The 18,242-nt window shown below is 65.4% G+C and carries 16 protein-coding genes; 9 read left to right on the top strand and 7 right to left on the bottom strand.

The window, feature by feature from the left end:
* Positions 1–5 precede the first annotated feature (5 nt).
* Positions 6–200: a hypothetical protein gene (locus tag XH96_RS37575; protein ID WP_131871839.1), complete on the bottom strand. Its 195-nt coding sequence runs from the start codon at positions 198–200 to the stop codon at positions 6–8.
* 109 nt (positions 201–309) lie between these two features.
* On the bottom strand, positions 310–831 hold the full coding sequence (locus tag XH96_RS37570; RefSeq protein ID WP_194390284.1) for a hypothetical protein: 522 nt from the start codon (positions 829–831) through the stop codon (positions 310–312).
* Positions 832–1,097: 266 nt separating this feature from the next.
* On the opposite strand from XH96_RS37570, the gene XH96_RS37565 reads away from it, so the two are divergent.
* From XH96_RS37565 to XH96_RS37535, 7 genes are all read left to right on the top strand, one after another.
* Positions 1,098–2,756, top strand: a complete 1,659-nt coding sequence (locus XH96_RS37565; RefSeq protein WP_194390283.1) for an FAD-binding dehydrogenase — start codon at positions 1,098–1,100, stop codon at positions 2,754–2,756.
* A gap of 3 nt (positions 2,757–2,759) precedes the next feature.
* On the top strand, positions 2,760–3,677 hold the full coding sequence (locus tag XH96_RS37560; protein ID WP_194390282.1) for a PHB depolymerase family esterase: 918 nt from the start codon (positions 2,760–2,762) through the stop codon (positions 3,675–3,677).
* A 124-nt stretch (positions 3,678–3,801) separates the two neighbouring features.
* Positions 3,802–4,152 carry a RidA family protein gene (locus XH96_RS37555; protein WP_027575148.1) on the top strand — a complete coding sequence of 117 codons (351 nt, stop codon included), beginning with the start codon at positions 3,802–3,804 and terminating at the stop codon, positions 4,150–4,152.
* A 154-nt stretch (positions 4,153–4,306) separates the two neighbouring features.
* Positions 4,307–4,672 carry a nuclear transport factor 2 family protein gene (locus XH96_RS37550; RefSeq protein WP_194390281.1) on the top strand — a complete coding sequence of 122 codons (366 nt, stop codon included), beginning with the start codon at positions 4,307–4,309 and terminating at the stop codon, positions 4,670–4,672.
* 256 nt (positions 4,673–4,928) lie between these two features.
* Positions 4,929–7,517: a ligase-associated DNA damage response DEXH box helicase gene (locus tag XH96_RS37545; RefSeq protein WP_194394407.1), complete on the top strand. Its 2,589-nt coding sequence runs from the start codon at positions 4,929–4,931 to the stop codon at positions 7,515–7,517.
* Between the two features lie 158 nt (positions 7,518–7,675).
* Positions 7,676–8,374: a ligase-associated DNA damage response endonuclease PdeM gene (gene pdeM, locus XH96_RS37540; protein ID WP_194390280.1), complete on the top strand. Its 699-nt coding sequence runs from the start codon at positions 7,676–7,678 to the stop codon at positions 8,372–8,374.
* 116 nt (positions 8,375–8,490) lie between these two features.
* Entirely contained in the window at positions 8,491–8,922 is a 432-nt protein-coding gene (locus tag XH96_RS37535) for a hypothetical protein (RefSeq protein WP_194390279.1), read from the top strand.
* 131 nt (positions 8,923–9,053) lie between these two features.
* On the opposite strand, the gene XH96_RS37530 is transcribed toward XH96_RS37535, so the two are convergent.
* Together XH96_RS37530 and pyrE are read right to left on the bottom strand one after the other, a co-directional pair.
* Entirely contained in the window at positions 9,054–9,809 is a 756-nt protein-coding gene (locus tag XH96_RS37530; RefSeq protein WP_194390278.1) for a DUF2865 domain-containing protein, read from the bottom strand.
* A gap of 246 nt (positions 9,810–10,055) precedes the next feature.
* Entirely contained in the window at positions 10,056–10,619 is a 564-nt protein-coding gene (pyrE, locus tag XH96_RS37525) for an orotate phosphoribosyltransferase (RefSeq protein ID WP_028176382.1), read from the bottom strand.
* 172 nt (positions 10,620–10,791) lie between these two features.
* On the opposite strand from pyrE, the gene XH96_RS37520 reads away from it, so the two are divergent.
* Positions 10,792–11,418 carry a glutathione S-transferase family protein gene (locus XH96_RS37520; protein ID WP_194390277.1) on the top strand — a complete coding sequence of 209 codons (627 nt, stop codon included), beginning with the start codon at positions 10,792–10,794 and terminating at the stop codon, positions 11,416–11,418.
* Between the two features lie 219 nt (positions 11,419–11,637).
* On the opposite strand, the gene XH96_RS37515 is transcribed toward XH96_RS37520, so the two are convergent.
* The 3 genes from XH96_RS37515 to XH96_RS37505 form a co-directional block, all read right to left on the bottom strand.
* Complete coding sequence (locus XH96_RS37515; protein ID WP_194390276.1) at positions 11,638–12,273, bottom strand: LysE family translocator; 636 nt, start codon at positions 12,271–12,273, stop codon at positions 11,638–11,640.
* Between the two features lie 104 nt (positions 12,274–12,377).
* A complete protein-coding gene (polA, locus tag XH96_RS37510) occupies positions 12,378–15,455 on the bottom strand; it encodes a DNA polymerase I (RefSeq protein WP_194390275.1) in 3,078 nt (1,025 codons plus the stop codon).
* 178 nt (positions 15,456–15,633) lie between these two features.
* Positions 15,634–16,701, bottom strand: a complete 1,068-nt coding sequence (locus tag XH96_RS37505; RefSeq protein ID WP_194390274.1) for an acyltransferase family protein — start codon at positions 16,699–16,701, stop codon at positions 15,634–15,636.
* A gap of 193 nt (positions 16,702–16,894) precedes the next feature.
* On the opposite strand from XH96_RS37505, the gene XH96_RS37500 reads away from it, so the two are divergent.
* Entirely contained in the window at positions 16,895–18,211 is a 1,317-nt protein-coding gene (locus XH96_RS37500) for a UDP-glucose/GDP-mannose dehydrogenase family protein (protein WP_194390273.1), read from the top strand.
* Positions 18,212–18,242 lie beyond the last annotated feature (31 nt).

Genomic DNA, 18,242 nt, shown 5'->3' with positions numbered 1-18,242 from the left:
GCAGGTCAGAAGCAGGCGGCAAAGCCGGTCCTGATCATTTCGAAGAACACCTGGCTGCCATAGTGGAACCAGAGCGCCAGTGCGCCGATCATGACGAGACTGCCGATTGCCGCGCCAGCCCACAGCAGCACGGATGGCATCCGGCCGGCAGTGGGCGAATTGTCCGATAGCCGATGCGCTGGATGCAGTGGTTGAGCCATGACAACGATCGGGACGACGGTCCCGGTTCCCAGGCTTTCAGATAGGCTTTACGCCGCCTGCGGGCAAGACGCCGCCGGCGGCGCAAAGGGTCCCGCCAGGCTACGAATATCAGTGAAGGAGCTGACCCCGAGCGGATTCGAGCTGCTCGGTTTTTGGGAGCGACCGGCGCGACGGCCTGGCCGTCGAGGCCTGCGCGTCCAAGTAGCAGGGCTTGTACATGGCCTCGAGCTGCTTGCCCCTCAGGAAGAGCATGCGTGGGGTAAGCCCGCCGCGCTGGCCGATCCAGCGCTTCACCTGCGAGGGATACATCGCATAGAGCATCTGGGTTGCTTCGGGATTGGTGACGGCGCGGCCGTTGGAGCCGAAATCCCAGGCGGCGTGGAAGCCGAGCGTCGCATGCGAGGTCACGCAGATCCGGTCGTGCGGGATTGCGCCGAGGACGATGGTGCAGGCGGAGGCGCAGAGGCCGTCGATGATGACCGTCTCGCCCGATTGCCTGAGGTCCTGGTATTTGTCGACGTAGGTTCCAATCCGACCGCCGCGGTCATCCGCGATCCGAACCACCGCGTGAGAAGCCCCCATGCCCGCGATCAGGACAACCACCGCAAGCAATCCCGTCAGAAACTTCATTGTCCCCCGCCCCAGCGAATTCGAATCTGCGTGTCAGGTGGTGATGCACAGCTAGCGTCGGTCGTAACCAAGGTTTTGTCTAGGCAGCCCGGCTCGATCAAAACAAATTCAAATCCAGTGTTGCGTCCGCGCTGCACTCGGCCGGGTCTCTATCCCAAAGCGGAACAAGTTAATGAGGTCTTACGCGCCACACCCTTGATCTCAGTTGCAACCGCTGGCTTCAATCCCGGGCAACTACAGGGGGGAACTCATGGAGGGGGAAACGCATGGCTGAGGAAACAGACGTCATCGTCGTCGGCGCGGGACTGTCGGGCCTCGTTGCCGCCACCGAGATCGCCGACGCGGGCAAGCGCGTGATCGTCGTGGACCAGGAAGGCGAGCAATCGCTCGGCGGGCAGGCGTTCTGGTCGTTCGGCGGATTGTTCCTGGTCGATTCGCCGGAGCAGCGCCGGCTCGGCATCAAGGACTCCTTCGACTTGGCCATGCAGGACTGGCTCGGCACCGCTGGCTTCGACCGCGACGACGATTTCTGGCCGCGAAAATGGGCCGAGGCCTATGTGGCGTTCGCGGCCGGCGAGAAGCGGGGCTGGCTGCGCGCGATGGGCCATCGCATCTTCCCCGTGGTCGGCTGGGCCGAACGCGGCGGCTATGACGCGATGGGCCACGGCAATTCGGTGCCGCGCTTCCATGTCACCTGGGGCACCGGCCCCGGCATCGTCGAGCCGTTCGAGCGCCGTGCGCGCGAGGCTGCCAAGGACGGCCGGCTGAGCTTCAGGTTCCGCCATCGCGTCGATGCGCTCTCGATCACCAATGGCACCGTGGATGGCGTCAGCGGCGCCGTCCTGGCGCCCGACACGATCGAGCGCGGCAAGAGCTCCTCCCGCAACGTCGTCGGCGAGTTTGCGCTGAAGGCGCAGGCCGTGATCGTCGCCTCCGGCGGCATCGGCGGCAATCATGAGCTGGTGCGGCAGAACTGGCCGAAGCGGTTGGGTGAGCCGCCGAAATTCATGATTTCCGGCGTGCCCGAGCATGTCGACGGCCGCATGATCGGCATCACGGAAACGACCGGCGCGCGGCTGATCAATCGCGACCGGATGTGGCACTATGTCGAGGGCATCCAGAATTGGAATCCGATCTGGCCGCGCCACGGTATCCGCATCCTGCCCGGCCCCTCCTCAATGTGGTTCGATGCCACGGGCACGCGGCTGCCGGCGCCGCTGTTCCCGGGCTCCGACACGCTCGGCCAGCTCAAATACATCATGTCCACGGGATATGATTATTCCTGGTTCATCCTGACCCAGAGCATCATCAAGAAGGAGTTTGCGCTCTCGGGCTCGGAGCAGAACCCCGACTTGACCGGCAAGAGCTGGCGCATGACCTTGCGCCGTGCCACCAACAAGGGCGCGCCGGCGCCGGTGGAGGCGTTCAAGAGCCATGGTATCGACTTCATCGTCCGCGACAAGCTCGATGAACTCGTTGCGGCCATGAACAAGCTCGCCGGCAGCGATCTCCTCAAGCTCGAGCACATCAAGGTGCAGATCGAGGCGCGCGACCGCGAGATCGCCAATCCCTACGTCAAGGACGCGCAGGTCATGAACATCCACAATGCGCGCCGCTACATCGGCGACAAGTTGATCCGCACCGCCTCCCCGCACCGCATCCTGGATCCCGCGCATGGGCCGCTGATCGCGGTGAAGCTCAACATCCTCACCCGCAAGACGCTGGGCGGCTTCGAAACCGATCTCGACTCCCGAGTGTTCGGGGAAGAGGGTCGCGTCATTCCCGGCCTCTACGCCGTCGGCGAGGCCGCCGGCTTCGGCGGTGGCGGCATGCATGGCTACCGCTCGCTGGAGGGTACCTTTCTTGGCGGCTGCCTGTTCTCGGGCCGCAATGCGGGCCGTGCCGCCGCCAAGGCGGTGGATTAGATCATGCTGCGATGGATGCGCGTCGCGGCGCTGGCCGCTTCATTGGCGGCAGCTTCATCTGCATCCGCCGTTACGATCGATGTCGACGGTGTGAAGCGCTCCTACACCGCGCAACTGCCGACCAAGAGGCCTGCACCGCTCGTGATCGTGCTGCATGGCAAGACCCAGCGCGGTGCCGACATGATCACGCGGACGGCCTGGCCGCAGGTGGCAAAGCGCGAGGGCCTGGCCGTGGTCTTTCCGGACGGGCTCAACAATGCATGGGCGGACGCGCGAACGAAGGCCGGGCCTGCCCTGCGTGGACCGCCGGCGGGGACCGATGACGTCGCCTTCATCGCAAAGCTCGTCGAGAAACTGGTGGCCGACGGCACGGCGGATGAAAGGCGCATCTTCGTCGCGGGCATCTCCAATGGCGGCGCCATGGCGATGACCATGGCCTGTGCGCGTGCCGATTTGTTTGCGGCAGCTGCGAGTGTGATCATGAATCTCACGGACGAGGCCGCCGTCACGTGCCATCCGTCGCGGCCGGTCCCGATGCTGCTCATGAACGGCACCGCCGACCTGCTGGTCCCCTACGGCGGTGGACACGGAACGAGCTATTTTGCCGCAGACGGATTCTGGTCGACCGACGAGACGCTGGCGTTCTGGCGCAGGCTCAATGGCTGCGAGACCGACGACGCCGAGACGACTGATTTGCCGGACAGGGCGCCCGCAGACCATTCCACCGTCACGCGGATCTCCTCACGCTGTCCCCGGGGGCACGACGTCGTGCTCTATCGTGTCAACCATGGCGGCCATCGCGTGCCCGGATTTTCCCCGGATGCCCGCTTCCCGAAGGTCGCCGCCGGCCTGCTGGGGCCGCAGAACGCTGACATCGACGCTGCCGAGACGATCTGGACGTTCTTCAGCCGGTTTCCGTAAAGCGACGCTTGCATAAGCGGCGACGCATCCGCCGCATGCGTGCCCGGCCACGCATGCGTGCCCGGGGTGGCAGAGCGCGAGGTGCTGGGCTAGACAGGGCCGCCATTCCACCAGGAGATCCCCAATGAGCATTCAGCGTTTTGAAACCGGTCCGCGCATGAGCCAGGTCGTCGTGCACGGCAACACCGTCTATCTCGCCGGCGTCGTCGCGAACAAGGCGGCCGGCGAAAGCGTGACGAAGCAGACCCAGGACATCCTGGCGACCATCGACGGCCACCTCGCCAAGGCCGGCACCGACAAGTCGAAGCTGCTGTCGGCAACGATCTACATCACCGACATGAAGACCTTCGGCGAGATGAACGCGGTGTGGGACGCCTGGGTGTCGCCCGGCAACACCCCGGCGCGCGCCACCGTCGAAGCCAAGCTGGCTGCCCCGCAATACACCGTCGAGATCATGGTGACGGCGGCGAAGTAGTCTTCGCGGCATCAGGATGCGGCGGAAGCGCGATGAGAAGATCATCGCGCTTCTACTTTTTTTGGGGCGCATGATCTCCGAGGTAATCGATCGGCGCGCGTGAACCTTCGAGAGTGACGGTCGGCCGAACACGGCACCATCGAAGGAGAGCAGCATGACCGACCCCACCACCATCGCCCACCGCTACATCGAGCTCTGGAACGAGCGCACGGCCGGCCGACGTCGCGAGCTGCTCAGCGAAAGCTGGACGATGGATGCGAGCTATGTCGATCCCTTGATGAAGGGCGACGGCCGGGACGGCATCGAGGCGCTGATCGCGGGCGTGCAGCAGCGCTTTCCCGATTTCAGATTCAAGCTGATCGGCGAGCCCGACGGCTATGGCGATCACATCCGCTTTTCGTGGGGACTTGGTCCCGATGGCGCCGACAGCCCGATCAAAGGGACCGATTTTGCCGTGCTGAAGGACGGCCGCATCAGCCGCGTGACCGGATTTCTGGACCAAGTGCCGACCGGGGCGTGAGACCTCGTGCCCTTCTCGCCGCAGGCGGATGGGGAATTGTATTTGGACTTTCACAGGAGGTCGTCATGCCCGGGCTTGTCCCGGGCAGCCACGTTCTTTGTGCTGTGTGCAAGGCGTGGATGGCCGGGACAAGCCCGGCCATGACGATGTGGAGACTATCGTGCCCCAAATGGGCAGCGCATCCACGATTGCCCTGCCGCAGGCGGGGAGGGCCACCCCCTCGACGAATCCGGTCCTGCGGCTTACCTGTCATGCCGTGCCGCCCCGTATCCTCCAAACATCGGCCGAGCCGGCCGCGCTGCTGCCGGATCGCTTCCAGGCTTGGTTCGCAGCCCGCGGCTGGTCGCCGCGCGCGCATCAGCTGGCGCTGCTGGAAAAGGCGCGCGAGGACCGCTCGGCGCTCCTGATCGCTCCGACCGGCGCCGGCAAGACGCTCGCCGGGTTTCTGCCGACGCTGGTGGAGCTGTCGGCGCAGTCGGTCGAACGGGACGCTGGCGCGAAGAAGAACCTCGTCTCCACCGGCCGCGGCGTCCAACGCGCCGGCGGCCTGCACACCCTCTACATCTCGCCGCTCAAGGCGCTCGCCGTCGACATCGCGCGCAATCTGGAGCGGCCGATCGCGGAGATGGCGCTGCCGATCAAGGTCGAGACCCGCACCGGCGACACGCCGGTGTCGCGGCGGCAGCGGCAGCGGCGCTATCCGCCGGACGTGTTGCTGACGACGCCCGAGCAGCTCGCACTGCTGCTCTCCTCCGACGACGCACCGTTCCTGTTTTCCTCCCTGAAGCGCATCGTGCTCGACGAGCTGCATGCGCTGGTGACGTCCAAGCGCGGCGATCTGCTCTCGCTCGGGCTGGCGCGGCTCTGGCGCCTCGCGCCGCAGATGCGCGCGATCGGCCTGTCGGCGACCGTGGCCGAGCCGGATCAGCTCGCGCGCTTCCTGGTGCCGCAGCCCGACGGCAAGGAAGCCGGTGCCGACATCGTCGTCGCCGGCGGTGCCGCACCGCCCGTGGTCGAGATGCTCGATACGCGCGAGCGGCTGCCCTGGGCCGGCCACAGCGCGCGCCATGCGCTCCCCGAGATCTACGAGCTGATCAAGGCCAACAGGACCACGTTGGTCTTCGTCAACACCCGTAGCCAGGCCGAGATGCTGTTCCAGAATCTCTGGAGCATGAACGACGACGGCCTTGCCATCGCGCTGCATCACGGTTCGCTCGACGTCGCCCAGCGCCGCAAGGTCGAGGATGCCATGTCGGCCGGCAGACTGCGCGGCGTGGTCTGCACCTCCTCGCTCGACCTCGGCGTCGACTGGGGCGATGTCGATCTCGTCGTCAATATCGGTGCGCCCAAGGGCTCCTCGCGCCTGATGCAGCGCATCGGCCGCGCCAATCACCGCCTCGATGAGGCTTCGCGCGCGGTGCTGGTGCCGGCCAACCGCTTCGAGGTGCTGGAGTGCCGCGTCGCCATCGACGCCATTGCCGAGAACGCGCAGGACACGCCGCCCTTGCGCACGGGCGCCCTCGACGTCCTCGCCCAGCACGTGCTTGGCTGCGCCTGCGGCGAGCCGTTCGTCTCCGATGATCTCTACCGCGAGGTCCGCACCGCCGCGCCCTATGCCGACCTATCGCGGCAGGATTTCGACGACGTCGTCGATTTCGTCGCCTCCGGCGGCTACGCGCTGAAGACCTATGAGCGCTTCGCCCGCATCAAGCAGGACAAGGAGGGCCGCTGGCGCGTCGCCAATCCAAAGGTGCGGCAGAGCTACCGCATGAATGTCGGCACCATCGTCGAGGACGACATGCTGAAGGTGCGGCTGGTGCGCTCGCGCGGCGGCGGCCAGGGAAAGGCAGGCGGCTCGACCGGGGTGATCGCGCGCGGTGGCCGGCTGCTCGGCGAGATCGAGGAGGCCTTCATCGAGGGCCTCAGCCCCGGCGATACCTTCGTGTTCTCAGGCGAGGTGGTGCGCTACGAAGCGCTGGTCGAGGACCAAGTCTATGTCTCGCGCGCGCATGACAAGGACCCGAAGGTGCCGTCCTATATGGGCGGCAAGTTTCCGCTCTCGACCTATCTCGCCGAGCGCGTGCGCCGGCTGCTCGACGACGGCCGCGCATGGGGCGGCTTGCCGGAGCAGGTGCGCGACTGGCTGTCGCTGCAGAAGGACGTCTCGCGCGTGCCGGCGGTGCGCGAGCTCCTGGTCGAGAGCTTTCCGCGCGCCAACAAGCATTATCTGGTCTGCTATCCCTTCGAGGGGCGTCTCGCGCACCAGACCCTCGGCATGCTGCTGACGAGGCGCCTCGAGCGCGCCCGCGCGCGGCCGCTCGGCTTCGTCGCCAACGAATATGCCGTGGCGATCTGGGCGCTCGGCGATCTCTCCTTCATGATCCGGGACGGCCGGATCGACCTCGACGCGCTGTTCGACCCCGACATGCTCGGCGACGACCTCGAGGCCTGGCTCGCCGAATCCGCGCTGATGAAGCGCACGTTCCGCAACTGCGCCATCATCTCCGGCCTGATCGCGCGCCGCCACACCGGCGAAGAGAAGAGCCGCCGTCAGGTGCTGTTCTCGACCGACCTCGTCTACGACGTGCTGCGCAAGCACCAGGCCGACCACGTGCTGCTGCGCGCCGCGCGTGCCGATGCCGCTACCGGCCTGCTCGACCTGCGCCGTCTCGGCGACATGCTGGCCCGAATCCACGGCCGCATCACGCACCGGGAACTCGACCGCGTCTCCCCGCTGGCCGTTCCCGTGATGCTGGAAATCGGCCGCGAGTCAGTCTATGGCGAAGCTGCAGACGAGCTCCTGGCGGAAGCCGCCGACGAACTCGTCAAAGAGGCGATGTCGTAGACGGCGAGAATGTATTTTCGGGGCGCAACTCCATCCACATCGTCATGCCCGGGCGTGACCCGGGCATCCACGTCTTTCTTGCGGCGCCAGGAACGTGGATGGCCGGGCCTTCGCCGCGCCGAAGTGGCTTCGGCCGCGCAGGCGGGACAAGCCCGGCCATGACGGAGAATGCTGCGTTATCGATCGCATCGACACGGACTGTGGACGTTTCCGGCGTGTCGTTCCTCGCCGATCTCTCCGGCGCGCTGTTCTGGGAAGAGCAGCGCCTGCTCGTCGTCTCCGACCTGCATCTGGAAAAGGGTTCGAGCTTCGCTATGCGCGGCGTGCTGCTGCCGCCTTACGATACCTTCGCGACGCTCGGCCGGCTCGCCGCCGTGATCGCCCGCCATGATCCGCGAATCGTCGTCGCGCTCGGTGACAGCTTTCACGACCGCACCGCGCATGAGCGCCTGTCGCCCGACGATCGCAATGCCGTCGCGGCGCTCCAGGGCGGTCGCGACTGGATCTGGATCTCAGGCAATCACGATCCCATGCTGCCGCGCGATCTCGGCGGCACCGTCGCGGACGAGGTCACGATCGGCCCGATCACCTTCCGCCACGAGCCGACCGGCACAAGCGGCGAGATCGCCGGCCATCTGCATCCGAAGGCGCGCGTCTCCGCGCGCGGTCGCTCGATGGAGCGCCGCTGTTTCGCCAGTGACGGGTTGCGTGCCGTGATGCCCGCCTTCGGCGCCTATGCCGGCGGCCTCAGCATCCGCGACGCTGCCTTCGCCAGGATCTTTCCGAGGAACGGCTTCGTCGCCCATCTGCTCGGCGACCGTCGGGTCCATGCGATCGCGGCGTCGCGTTGTTACTGAGACCGGCTGCGCCTCGGAACAAATTAAGAACACTTTAGCAAGTCTCTGATATATCATTGTGATTCGGTGCATCGCCGACACAATATCTAGCGCCTGTCCGACTTTGCGAGGACTACATGTCCACCGTTGCCTTCGACCAATGTGCCCTTACCCGGATCGCCGATTTCGCGCGCTCGCTGTCACGGCTGCACCAGGCGGCCCGGCGCTATGCCGTCGATGACGACCAGTTCGATCGCGAGTTCAATGCGGTGTGCCAGTCGATCTGGGGCTACACCATCGACGACGTCAGTGACGATCTGTTCTCGACCGAGGACCATTCGTTTCTCGACACGCTGGACGAGGCCCATGCGCGCATCTTCGCGGCCGAGCAGGGCTACGACCTTGTCGACGAAGCGGGCATGCTGACCGATTGGTGGGGCTTTTGCTGGATGATCTTGGCCGAGAAGCGCGGCCTCTTGACGCCTGAAAACCGCGCCGCCGCGCGCGCGGCGATCGAGGAGAAATATCTGGCAGCGCCGAACGTGATCGGGGTGATTATCGGGAGGTGATCGCCGTGCCCCGGACAAAGCGCAGCGCGCCAAGCGATGCGCTGCAGAGCCGGGGGCCCATCTCGCGGCATTCTGGGTCCCGACTCAGCGTCGCGTCGCTTTCGCGCTGCGCCGCAGTCCGGGACACGAGATCAATCGAGCCCCGCGCGCTTCGCGGGCTTGGCGGCCGTTTTCGGCACCGTCACGTCAGGGAGCACCTCGCGCACGATCTCGGCGGGGGGCGCGGCGTCGGTCGACACCGTCTCCGCCCGCACCGGCGCCACTTTCATCTCGCCGAGGCGCGCGCGGACCTGGGCGGTGAGGCCGGGATAGGAGGCAACCGGGGTGAAGTCCGCAGCCTGGTCGTTGCCGACGCGGATGCCGGTATAGGCGACGAGACCATCGGTGGTGGCAATCACGTCGCCGGCCTTCAGCGACGAATCCAGCGCAAGATCGACCGGGGCGAGGCCGACCGGATCACGGCCGTTGCAGGTGCAGTCGGCGCGCAGCGCCTTGCGATAGGCGAACGCGTTCTCGCTGTCGGCGTAGCGCTCGCCGGTCTGCGAATAGGCACCGTCGATGCTGGATCCAAAATAGACCTTTGTGGCGGTGGCGGGGCAGAAGGCCTGACACATCTGCGCTGGTGAGACCATGCCTCGCATCAGCGGGAAATACTTGCCATCGCAGCTGCGCACGCAGAAAGCCGGGCCCGAGCCACCGGCTGCGGCCGAACGTGTCGGCGGCACATATTGCGGATTCTGCTGGCCTGTGAAGGGATCGGAGGAGGAGTTCGGCTGCTGTGGCTGCGGCCGCTGCATTCCGCCGAACAGGAAGTCGAACAGGCCTTCGGCCGAAACCGGGGCCGGGGCCGCAAGCATGGGAACCGCAACCATGACGGCTGCGAGCATTGCGCGACGCTGCGTATGGGACAACTTTGTACGCACAGCTCACTCCACCCGACGCTACGGAACCGGTCAGGACCGTCGAGGTCTCCAGCACACGATTCACCGTAATGCGCGATGGTAAATGAGCGGTTGCGTGGCGGCGGTTTCAAGACGAGGCGGTGATCTCTTTATGGCCGCGCGCAGCTTTCACGGACGGCGTTGCTCCCGGGGCACGCTCGGGCCTGCCGACGGAGAATCAATCGTCCTCTCTTACGCCTTCAGGAACTCCGACGCCTTGTACAGCGAGCGGAACGGCAGGCCGGCCGCACCGAAGGTGTCCGTGGCGCCTTCCTCGCGGTCGACCATGGTGAGCACCAGCACCACATTGGCGCCGGCCTCGCGCACCGATTCCACCGCCTTCATCGCCGAACCGCCCGTGGTGGTGACGTCCTCGACGATCACGACGCGCTTGCCCGCCAGCGTCTCGCCCTTGGGCAGGCCTTCGATCGCGAGCTTGGCGCCGTGCTCCTTCGGCTTCTTGCGCACGAAGAAGGCCGCGATCGGATGGCCCTTGATCCAGGAGATCTGCGCCAGCGCGCCGGCGAGCGGCACGGCGCCCATCTCAAGCCCACCGATGAAATCGAGCTGGTCGTCCTTGAGCGCCTCATAGGTCAGCTCGGCGAGCAGCGTCGCGCCTTCAGGGTCGAGCATGGTCGGCTTGAGGTTGAAATAGAAATCGCTCTTGCGGCCCGACGCGAGCGTCACCTCGCCGCGGCCGAATGAGCGCCGGCGGATGATTTCGAACAGGCGGGCGCGGGAGGCAGATTTCGACACGGCGGTCCCTCGAACAGCGTCTTTGGTGGAGGCGGAATTTATCCGGCACCGTCGCGACATTCCAGAGGGGGCGCCTCCCGTCAACAGGGATCGGCCATCCCGGACCGCAGGTTGTGGGGGCGCAACCTTCTGGAGTAGTTGAGGGGGCAAGCCTCCTGGGGAAGGAAACGGAATGACCATCGAGCTGTACACCTGGAACACGCCGAACGGCCGCAAGATCTCGGTCGCGCTGGAGGAGATGGGGCTGCCCTACAAGGTGATCCCGGTGAACATCACCAAGGGCGAGCAGATGGCCCCCGAGTTCCTCAAGCACTCCCCCAACAACAAGATTCCCGCGATCGTCGATCCCGAGGGGCCCGACGGCAAGCCCGTCAGCATCTTCGAATCAGGCGCGATCCTGCTCTATCTCGGCGAAAAGACCGGCAAATTCCTGCCGAAATCGCTGAGCGAGCGGATCCCCGTCTACGAATGGCTGATGTGGCAGATGGGCGGCTTCGGCCCGATGCCGGGCCAGGTGCACCATTTCATCGCGCTGGAGAATGAGCAGGAGCGCGCTTACGGCCTGAAGCGCTTCATGGCGGAGACGCGTCGGCTCTACGGCGTGCTGGACCGTCGGCTCGAGGGACGCGACTTCGTTGCCGGCGAGCTCTCGATTGCCGATTTTGCTATCCTGGGCTGGGCCTGGCGCCACCCTCGCCACAAGGTTGATCTGGCCGACTTCCCCAACGTCAAGCGCTGGTACGAGGCGCTGATGGCGCGCCCCGCGGTGAAGCGCGGGATGGAAGCCAAGCTGGATTGAGCTTCGCTTACCCTCCCCCTCCAGGGCAGGGCAATCGCATTTGAATTTTGCAGAGGTCGTCATGCCCAGGCTTGTCCCGGGCATCCACGTTCTTTGCGCTGCGTGGAAAGGCGTGGATGGCCGGGACAAGCCCGGCCATGACGCTGTGGAGACAGTCGGCGCCCATAGCCCACATCTCATATGCGACAGCCCTGCCCTCCAAAGGAAGGTAAGAAGCCCTCACACCTTCTTCGCTTCCACTGCCATCCGCACTGCGAGCCCGGCCAGCACCGTGCCCATCAGCCAGCGCTGCACCAGCATCCAGCTCGGCCGGTTGGCCAGGAACAATGCGATTGATCCCGCCGCGAGCGCGATCATCGCATTCACGCTGACGCTGATCGCGATCTGGATCGTCCCCAGCGCCACCGACTGCGCCAGCACGCTACCGGCCTTGGGATCGATGAACTGCGGCAGCAGCGCCAGATACAGCATCGCGATCTTCGGGTTGAGCAGGTTGGTGACGAAGCCCATCGCGAACAATTTGCGTGGGCTGTCGACCGCGAGCTTCTTCACCTGGAACGGCGACCGTCCACCCGGCTTCACCGCCTGCCAGGCGAGCCACAGCAGATATCCGGCGCCGGCAAAGCGAAGCGCGTCATAGGCGAATGGAATGGCGAGCAGCAGCGCCGTGATGCCGAATGCCGCGCACAGCATGTAGAACACGAAGCCGAGCGCCACGCCGCCGAGCGAGACGATGCCGGCCGCCGGCCCCTGCGTGATCGAGCGCGAGATCAGATAGATCATGTTCGGTCCCGGCGTGAGCACGAGACCAAGGCTGACCAGGGCAAAGCCGAGCAGGGCGGAGGTATGGGGCATGGATGAACCGGTGCGGAGGACGCAACGATTCTAATATGCGCGGCGGTCCGGATGCCATCACGCAATTGCTCGGAGGACAATTGAATTCGGCTAGGCGAAGCGCCTCAATGCGCCTCGTCCCAGTTGTTCGCCGCGCGCGCGTCCACATGCAGCGGCACCGAGAGCAGCACGGCCGGGAACGGCGCGTCCTGCATCACGTGCTGCACGACGGGAAGCGTCGCCTCGACCTCGGCGTCCGGCACCTCGAAGATCAATTCGTCATGCACCTGGAGCAGCATCTGCGCCGACAGCTTCTTTTCGGCCAGCGCATCCTCCACACGCGTCATGGCGCGGCGGATGATGTCGGCGGCGGTGCCCTGGAGCCGCGCGTTGATCGCGGCGCGCTCGTTGAACGCGCGCACCGAGGCGTTGGAGGCCTTGATGTCGGGGTAGTGGCACTTGCGGCCGAACAGCGTGGTGACATAGCCGTGATTCCGGCAGAAGTCGCGCGTCTCGTCCATATAGGCGCGGATGCCGGGGAAGCGCTCGAAATACTTCTTGATGTAGGCGGAGGCCTCTTCGCGCGCGATGCCGAGCTGGTTGGCGAGGCCGAACGCCGAGATGCCGTAGATGATGCCGAAATTGATCGCCTTGGCGCGGCGGCGGATCTCGCTCGGCATGCCCTTGATCGGCACGCCGAACATCTCCGACGCTGTCATGGCGTGAATGTCGAGGCCGTCGCGGAACGCCTGCTTCAGCACGGGAATATCGGCGATCTCGGCGAGCAGCCGCAGCTCGATCTGCGAATAGTCGGCTGAAACCAGCTTGTGTCCCGGCGCGGCGATGAAGGCACGGCGGATCTTGCGGCCATCCTCGGTGCGCACCGGAATGTTCTGAAGGTTCGGCTCGTTGGACGACAGCCGCCCCGTCGTCGTCGCGGCCAGGGCATAGGTCGTGTGCACGCGATGGGTCTGCGGGTTGACATAGGTCGGCAGCGCGTCGGTGTAGGTCGATTTCAGCTTGGAGACCTGGCGCCACTCCAGAATCTTCTTCGGGAAGTCGTGACCCTGCTCGGCGAGCTCGTCCAGCACCTGCGCGGTGGTCGACCACGCGCCGGTTTTCGTCTTGGTGCCGCCGGGCAGTCCCATCTTGCCGAACAGGATGTCGCCGATCTGCTTGGGGCTGCCGACATTGACCGGCTCGCCGGCGATCTCCTGGATTTCGGCCTCGACGCGCGCGGCGGTCTGGGCAAAGTCGCCGGAGAGGCGCGACAGGACCTGACGGTCGATCGAGATGCCGCGCCGCTCCATGCGTGCAAGCACCGCGACCAGCGGCCGCTCCAGGGTCTCGTAGACCGCGGTCATGTGCTCGGCGACGAGGCGCGGCTTCAGCACGCGCCAGATGCGCAGCGCGACGTCGGCGCCTTCGGCCGACAGTGCCGCGGCCTTGTCGATCGGCACCTGGTCGAAGGTGATCTTGCCCTTGCCGCTGCCGAGCAGCTCGCTTTCCTTCAGCATGGCATGGCCGAACCAGCGTTCGGACAGCGATTCCAGCGCCTGCGAGCCGCGGCCGGCGTCGAGCACGTAGGAGATCAGGAGCGCATCGTCGATGTTGCGCAGGGTGATGCCGTGCTGCGCCAGCATCACGGCGGTGAACTTGACGTCGAAGCCGATCTTGAGAACGCCTGATGATTCCAGTACCGGCCGCAGCGCCTCGATCGCTTCCGCATGCTTGACCTGGTCCGGCGCGAGGCCGGCATCGAACAGGCCGGCGCCGCCGCCGGACTGCTTGTGCGCCAGCGGCACGTAGCAGGCCTCGTTCGGCGCCAGCGCCAGCGCGATGCCGCAGAGATCGGCCTGCATCGGATCGATCGAGTTTGCTCTCGTCTCGATCGCGACATGGCCGGCATCATGGATCCGCGCGATGAAGGCGTTGAGCTCCTTCAGCGTCTTGATGGTCTGGTATTTGCTGCGATCGACCGGAAGCTTGCGCAGAGCCTCTTCGCGCGCGGCGGCGAGCGAGATCGGCGCACCCTTCGGGCTCGCAGCCTTGTCCTCCTTGCCGGCCGACTTGTTGGGTTTGCCCGGTGCGGCTTGCGCCGGCGTGCCGGTTCCCGGTGCGGGCACGACGTCCGAGGGCGGCAGCGTCGTGAACACGCTGGCGCCGCTGGCATAGCCCGGGTCGGCATCGACATTGGCGGGATCGATCTGCGCATATTCGGCGACGCGCCGCGTCAGCGTTGTGAACTCCATCGCCTTCAGGAAGGCGATCAGCTTGCGCGCGTCCGGCTCGTGGACGGCGAGGTCGTCCAGCGGCACATCCAGGTCGACCTTGTCGTCGAGCAGCACGAGCTGCCGCGAGATGCGCGCCTTCTCGGCGTTCTCGAGCAGCGCCTCGCGCCGCTTGGGCTGCTTGATCTCGCCGGCGCGGAACAACAATTGGTCGAGATCGCCATATTCGGTGATCAGCTGTGCTGCGGTCTTGATGCCGATGCCGGGCACGCCGGGCACGTTGTCGGTGGAATCGCCGGCCAAAGCCTGCACCTCGACCACCTTGTTCGGCGGCACGCCGAACTTCTCGATCACCTCCGGGATGCCGATGCGGCGATCCTTCATGGTGTCGTACATGGTGACGCAGTCGGTCACGAGCTGCATCAGGTCCTTGTCGGAGGACACGATGGTGGCGCTGGCGCCGCGCTCGCAGGCCTGCCGCACATAGGTCGCAATGAGATCGTCGGCCTCGAAGCCGGCCTGTTCCAGGCACGGCAGGTCAAAGGCGCGCACGGCTTCGCGGATCAGCGCGAATTGCGGGATCAGGTCGTCGGGAGCCGGCGGCCGGTGCGCCTTGTAGTCCGGATAGATCTTGTTGCGGAAGGTGATCTCCGACTTGTCGAAGATGATCGCCAGATGCGTCGGCCGGTTGTCCTCGGGCATCTCGCGTAAGAGCTTCCACAGCATGTTGCAGAAGCCGAGCACGGCATTGACCTGCAGCCCGTCGGACTTGCGGTTCAACGGCGGCAGCGCGTGATAGGCGCGGAAGATGTAGGAGGAACCGTCGACCAGGAACACATGATCGCCCTTGCCGGCCGCCTTCGCAGCAACCGGTTTGGCAGCAGCTGTCGCAGTGGATTTGCTCTCGGCGACCGCCTTCGGTGCGGCCTTGGTGTCAGCTTTGGCGGAGGTCTTCGGGGAGGTTTTGGGCATGGCCGCAATGTATGGATTTTTTGCGGCCTTTGACAGCCTTGGGAGGCGGATTTTTGGGGCACTATCCCCACTGTCATTCCCCGCGAAGGCGCGGAAACCAGTACGCCGCCGCCCATCGCACGATCACAACTGTCTCGGGAATACTGGGCGCCCGGTCAAGCCGCGCGACGACGGCGTGCTACTCCGCCGCCTGCAACACCGGTCCCGCCTTCTTCGGTGCGATCCAGAACGCATCGGGCCGCTCGAACAGGAAGCGCGCATTGAGCCGCAGCGCCACCTGCCAGATCGCCAGCGCGCCGACCACGCCGGCGATGGTGACGATCAGCGACACCGTGCCGATGTCGGGGATGACGCCCGTGCGCAGCAGCAGCGTCCGCGTCGCCGCCATCGGCAGGAAGAAGGCGAGGTAGATCACGATCGAATGCTCGCCGCAGAAGCGGAGGAAATTGAGCCACTGCGCGCGCGCGAGCAGCGTGCCCGTCGTGATGATGGCGCAGGCGCCGGCAAAGCCGAGCACGAGCGAGACGATCTTCCATTCGCTGGCCCCTTGCGCGACCAGGCCGGCATTGATCAATGCCCAGGCCGCGAGCGCTCCGAGCGCGAGCGGGGGATGCTTTCGCGCACGATCCGAAAGGGCAAACACGTAAGGCGCGAACAGGTAGCCCGAATAGAAATAGACGAAGCGCGAGCAGAATTCGTCGATGACGGTCCAGCCGGTCGTGATCCGTGCGGTCTCCAGCGCGGCGGCGAGAAGCCAGATCGCGAGCGGCGGGAGTTTGCGTGTCAGTTTTGTGACGACGAAGAAGATCGGCAGCAGATAGATGAACCACAGCGTGCCGAACGGCTCGATGAAGGATTCGAGGTACAAGAGGCCGACGTCGCGCCAGCTTGACTCCGCCGCAAAGGCGGGCGCCTTGAAGCCGAACTGGATTGTCACCCAGACGACATAAAAATAAGCGAAATGCACCACCTTGCGGTCGAGATAGGTTCGCCAGTCCCGATCGATCACCAGAGACAGGAACAGGCCCGAAATCAGGAAGAAGTCCGGCATCCGAAACGGCTTTGCGAAGGCCACGACAACATGCATGAAACCGGTCTGCCTGGCGGCGAGCTCGACCCCCAGCACCGAATGCATCATCACCACCATGACGATGCAGATGCCCTTGGCGTAGTCGACCCAGTCGACACGCGCGGCAGAAGGGGCCCTGGAAAGCCCGGCCGCCGCGATTGTGCCTGATCGTGCCATGATGTCCCTTTTCGAGGCGTGTTCCGCCCGTCCCTGTATGGGTGCGGGGCAGTTTGGGGCCCAGTGGTTTCCGACTTCTTTACCGGTTCAAATCGCGGGCCGGTTTTTGCATCCGGACTGTTCCATGACCTCGGGAAAATGCTAAACCGCCGCGAATTGGGCTTTTGTTAACCAAGCTGGGACAGGATTTTTCATGCGCATCGCGATGATCGGCACGGGTTATGTGGGACTGGTGTCCGGGGCCTGTTTTGCGGATTTCGGCCATGACGTCACCTGCGTCGACAAGGACGAGAAGAAGATCGCGGCGCTTCACCGCGGCGAGATCCCGATCTACGAGCCAGGCCTCGACGAACTGGTCGCGACCAACGTCAAGGCCAAGCGGCTGGACTTCACTACCGACCTCACCAGGCCGGTCGCGGACGCCGATGCCGTGTTCATCGCGGTCGGCACGCCCTCGCGCCGCGGCGATGGCCACGCCGACCTGTCCTACGTCTACGCCGCCGCCCGCGAGATCGCGCAAGCGCTCACCGGCTTCACCGTCGTGGTGACCAAGTCGACCGTGCCGGTTGGCACCGGCGACGAGGTCGAGCGCATCATCCGCGAGACGAACCCTGCGGCCGACGTCGTCGTCGCCTCGAACCCCGAGTTCCTGCGCGAGGGCGCGGCGATCCGCGATTTCAAATTCCCCGACCGCATCGTGGTCGGCACCTCGGACGAGCGCGGCCGCAAGGTGATGGGCGACATCTACCGCCCGCTATCGCTGAATCAGGCGCCGCTGATGTTCACTGCGCGCCGCACCGCCGAGATGATCAAATACGCCGCCAACGCGTTTCTCGCGACCAAGATTACCTTCATCAACGAGATCGCCGATCTCTCGGAAAAAGCCGGCGCCAACGTTCAGGAGGTCGCGCGCGGCATCGGCCTCGACAACCGCATCGGCACAAAATTCCTGCATGCAGGTCCCGGCTTCGGCGGCTCGTGCTTCCCGAAGGACACCAAGGCCTTGATCAAGATCGCGCAGGATTACGACGTGTCCTTGCGCATCGTCGAATCCGTGCTGGCGGTCAACGAGAACCGCAAGCGCGCGATGGCACGGAAAGTGAGCCAGGCGCTCGGCGGCTCGCTGCGCGGCAAGACCATCGCCGTGCTCGGCCTCACCTTCAAGCCCGACACCGACGACATGCGCGATGCGCCGTCGATCCCGCTGGTGACAGGCCTGATCGACATGGGTGCGACCGTCAAGGCGTTCGATCCCGTCGGCATGGAGCAGGCAAAAAGTGAGCTGCCCAGCATCACCTACTGCGAGGACGCCTATTCCTGCGCGGAAGGCGCGGACGCGCTCGTCATCGTCACCGAATGGGTTCAGTTCCGCGCGCTCGATCTCGATCGGTTGAAACAGACCATGGCGCAGCCCGTCCTCATCGATCTCCGCAACATCTATCGCCCCGAAGACATGGAAGCCGCCGGCTTCACCTACGAGAGCGTCGGCCGGCCCCCTGTGCAGGGCTGACGATTCGCTGCCGCCAATAATTCCGTCATGG

Source organism: Bradyrhizobium sp. CCBAU 51765, assembly GCF_015291725.1.
GTDB classification, from domain to species: domain Bacteria; phylum Pseudomonadota; class Alphaproteobacteria; order Rhizobiales; family Xanthobacteraceae; genus Bradyrhizobium; species Bradyrhizobium liaoningense.
This window is presented reverse-complemented; position numbering and strand designations above follow the sequence as displayed.

Coding starts and splice junctions, on each gene's coding strand:
- XH96_RS37500 (WP_194390273.1), top strand. CDS start 16,895: ATGCGCATCGCGATGATCGGCACGGGTTATGTGGGACTGGTGTCCGGG.
- XH96_RS37565 (WP_194390283.1), top strand. CDS start 1,098: ATGGCTGAGGAAACAGACGTCATCGTCGTCGGCGCGGGACTGTCGGGC.
- XH96_RS37520 (WP_194390277.1), top strand. CDS start 10,792: ATGACCATCGAGCTGTACACCTGGAACACGCCGAACGGCCGCAAGATC.
- pdeM (WP_194390280.1), top strand. CDS start 7,676: ATGACGGAGAATGCTGCGTTATCGATCGCATCGACACGGACTGTGGAC.
- XH96_RS37555 (WP_027575148.1), top strand. CDS start 3,802: ATGAGCATTCAGCGTTTTGAAACCGGTCCGCGCATGAGCCAGGTCGTC.
- XH96_RS37560 (WP_194390282.1), top strand. CDS start 2,760: ATGCTGCGATGGATGCGCGTCGCGGCGCTGGCCGCTTCATTGGCGGCA.
- polA (WP_194390275.1), bottom strand. CDS start 15,455: ATGCCCAAAACCTCCCCGAAGACCTCCGCCAAAGCTGACACCAAGGCC.
- XH96_RS37570 (WP_194390284.1), bottom strand. CDS start 831: ATGAAGTTTCTGACGGGATTGCTTGCGGTGGTTGTCCTGATCGCGGGC.
- XH96_RS37575 (WP_131871839.1), bottom strand. CDS start 200: ATGGCTCAACCACTGCATCCAGCGCATCGGCTATCGGACAATTCGCCC.
- XH96_RS37550 (WP_194390281.1), top strand. CDS start 4,307: ATGACCGACCCCACCACCATCGCCCACCGCTACATCGAGCTCTGGAAC.
- XH96_RS37530 (WP_194390278.1), bottom strand. CDS start 9,809: ATGCTCGCAGCCGTCATGGTTGCGGTTCCCATGCTTGCGGCCCCGGCC.
- XH96_RS37535 (WP_194390279.1), top strand. CDS start 8,491: ATGTCCACCGTTGCCTTCGACCAATGTGCCCTTACCCGGATCGCCGAT.
- XH96_RS37505 (WP_194390274.1), bottom strand. CDS start 16,701: ATGGCACGATCAGGCACAATCGCGGCGGCCGGGCTTTCCAGGGCCCCT.
- XH96_RS37515 (WP_194390276.1), bottom strand. CDS start 12,273: ATGCCCCATACCTCCGCCCTGCTCGGCTTTGCCCTGGTCAGCCTTGGT.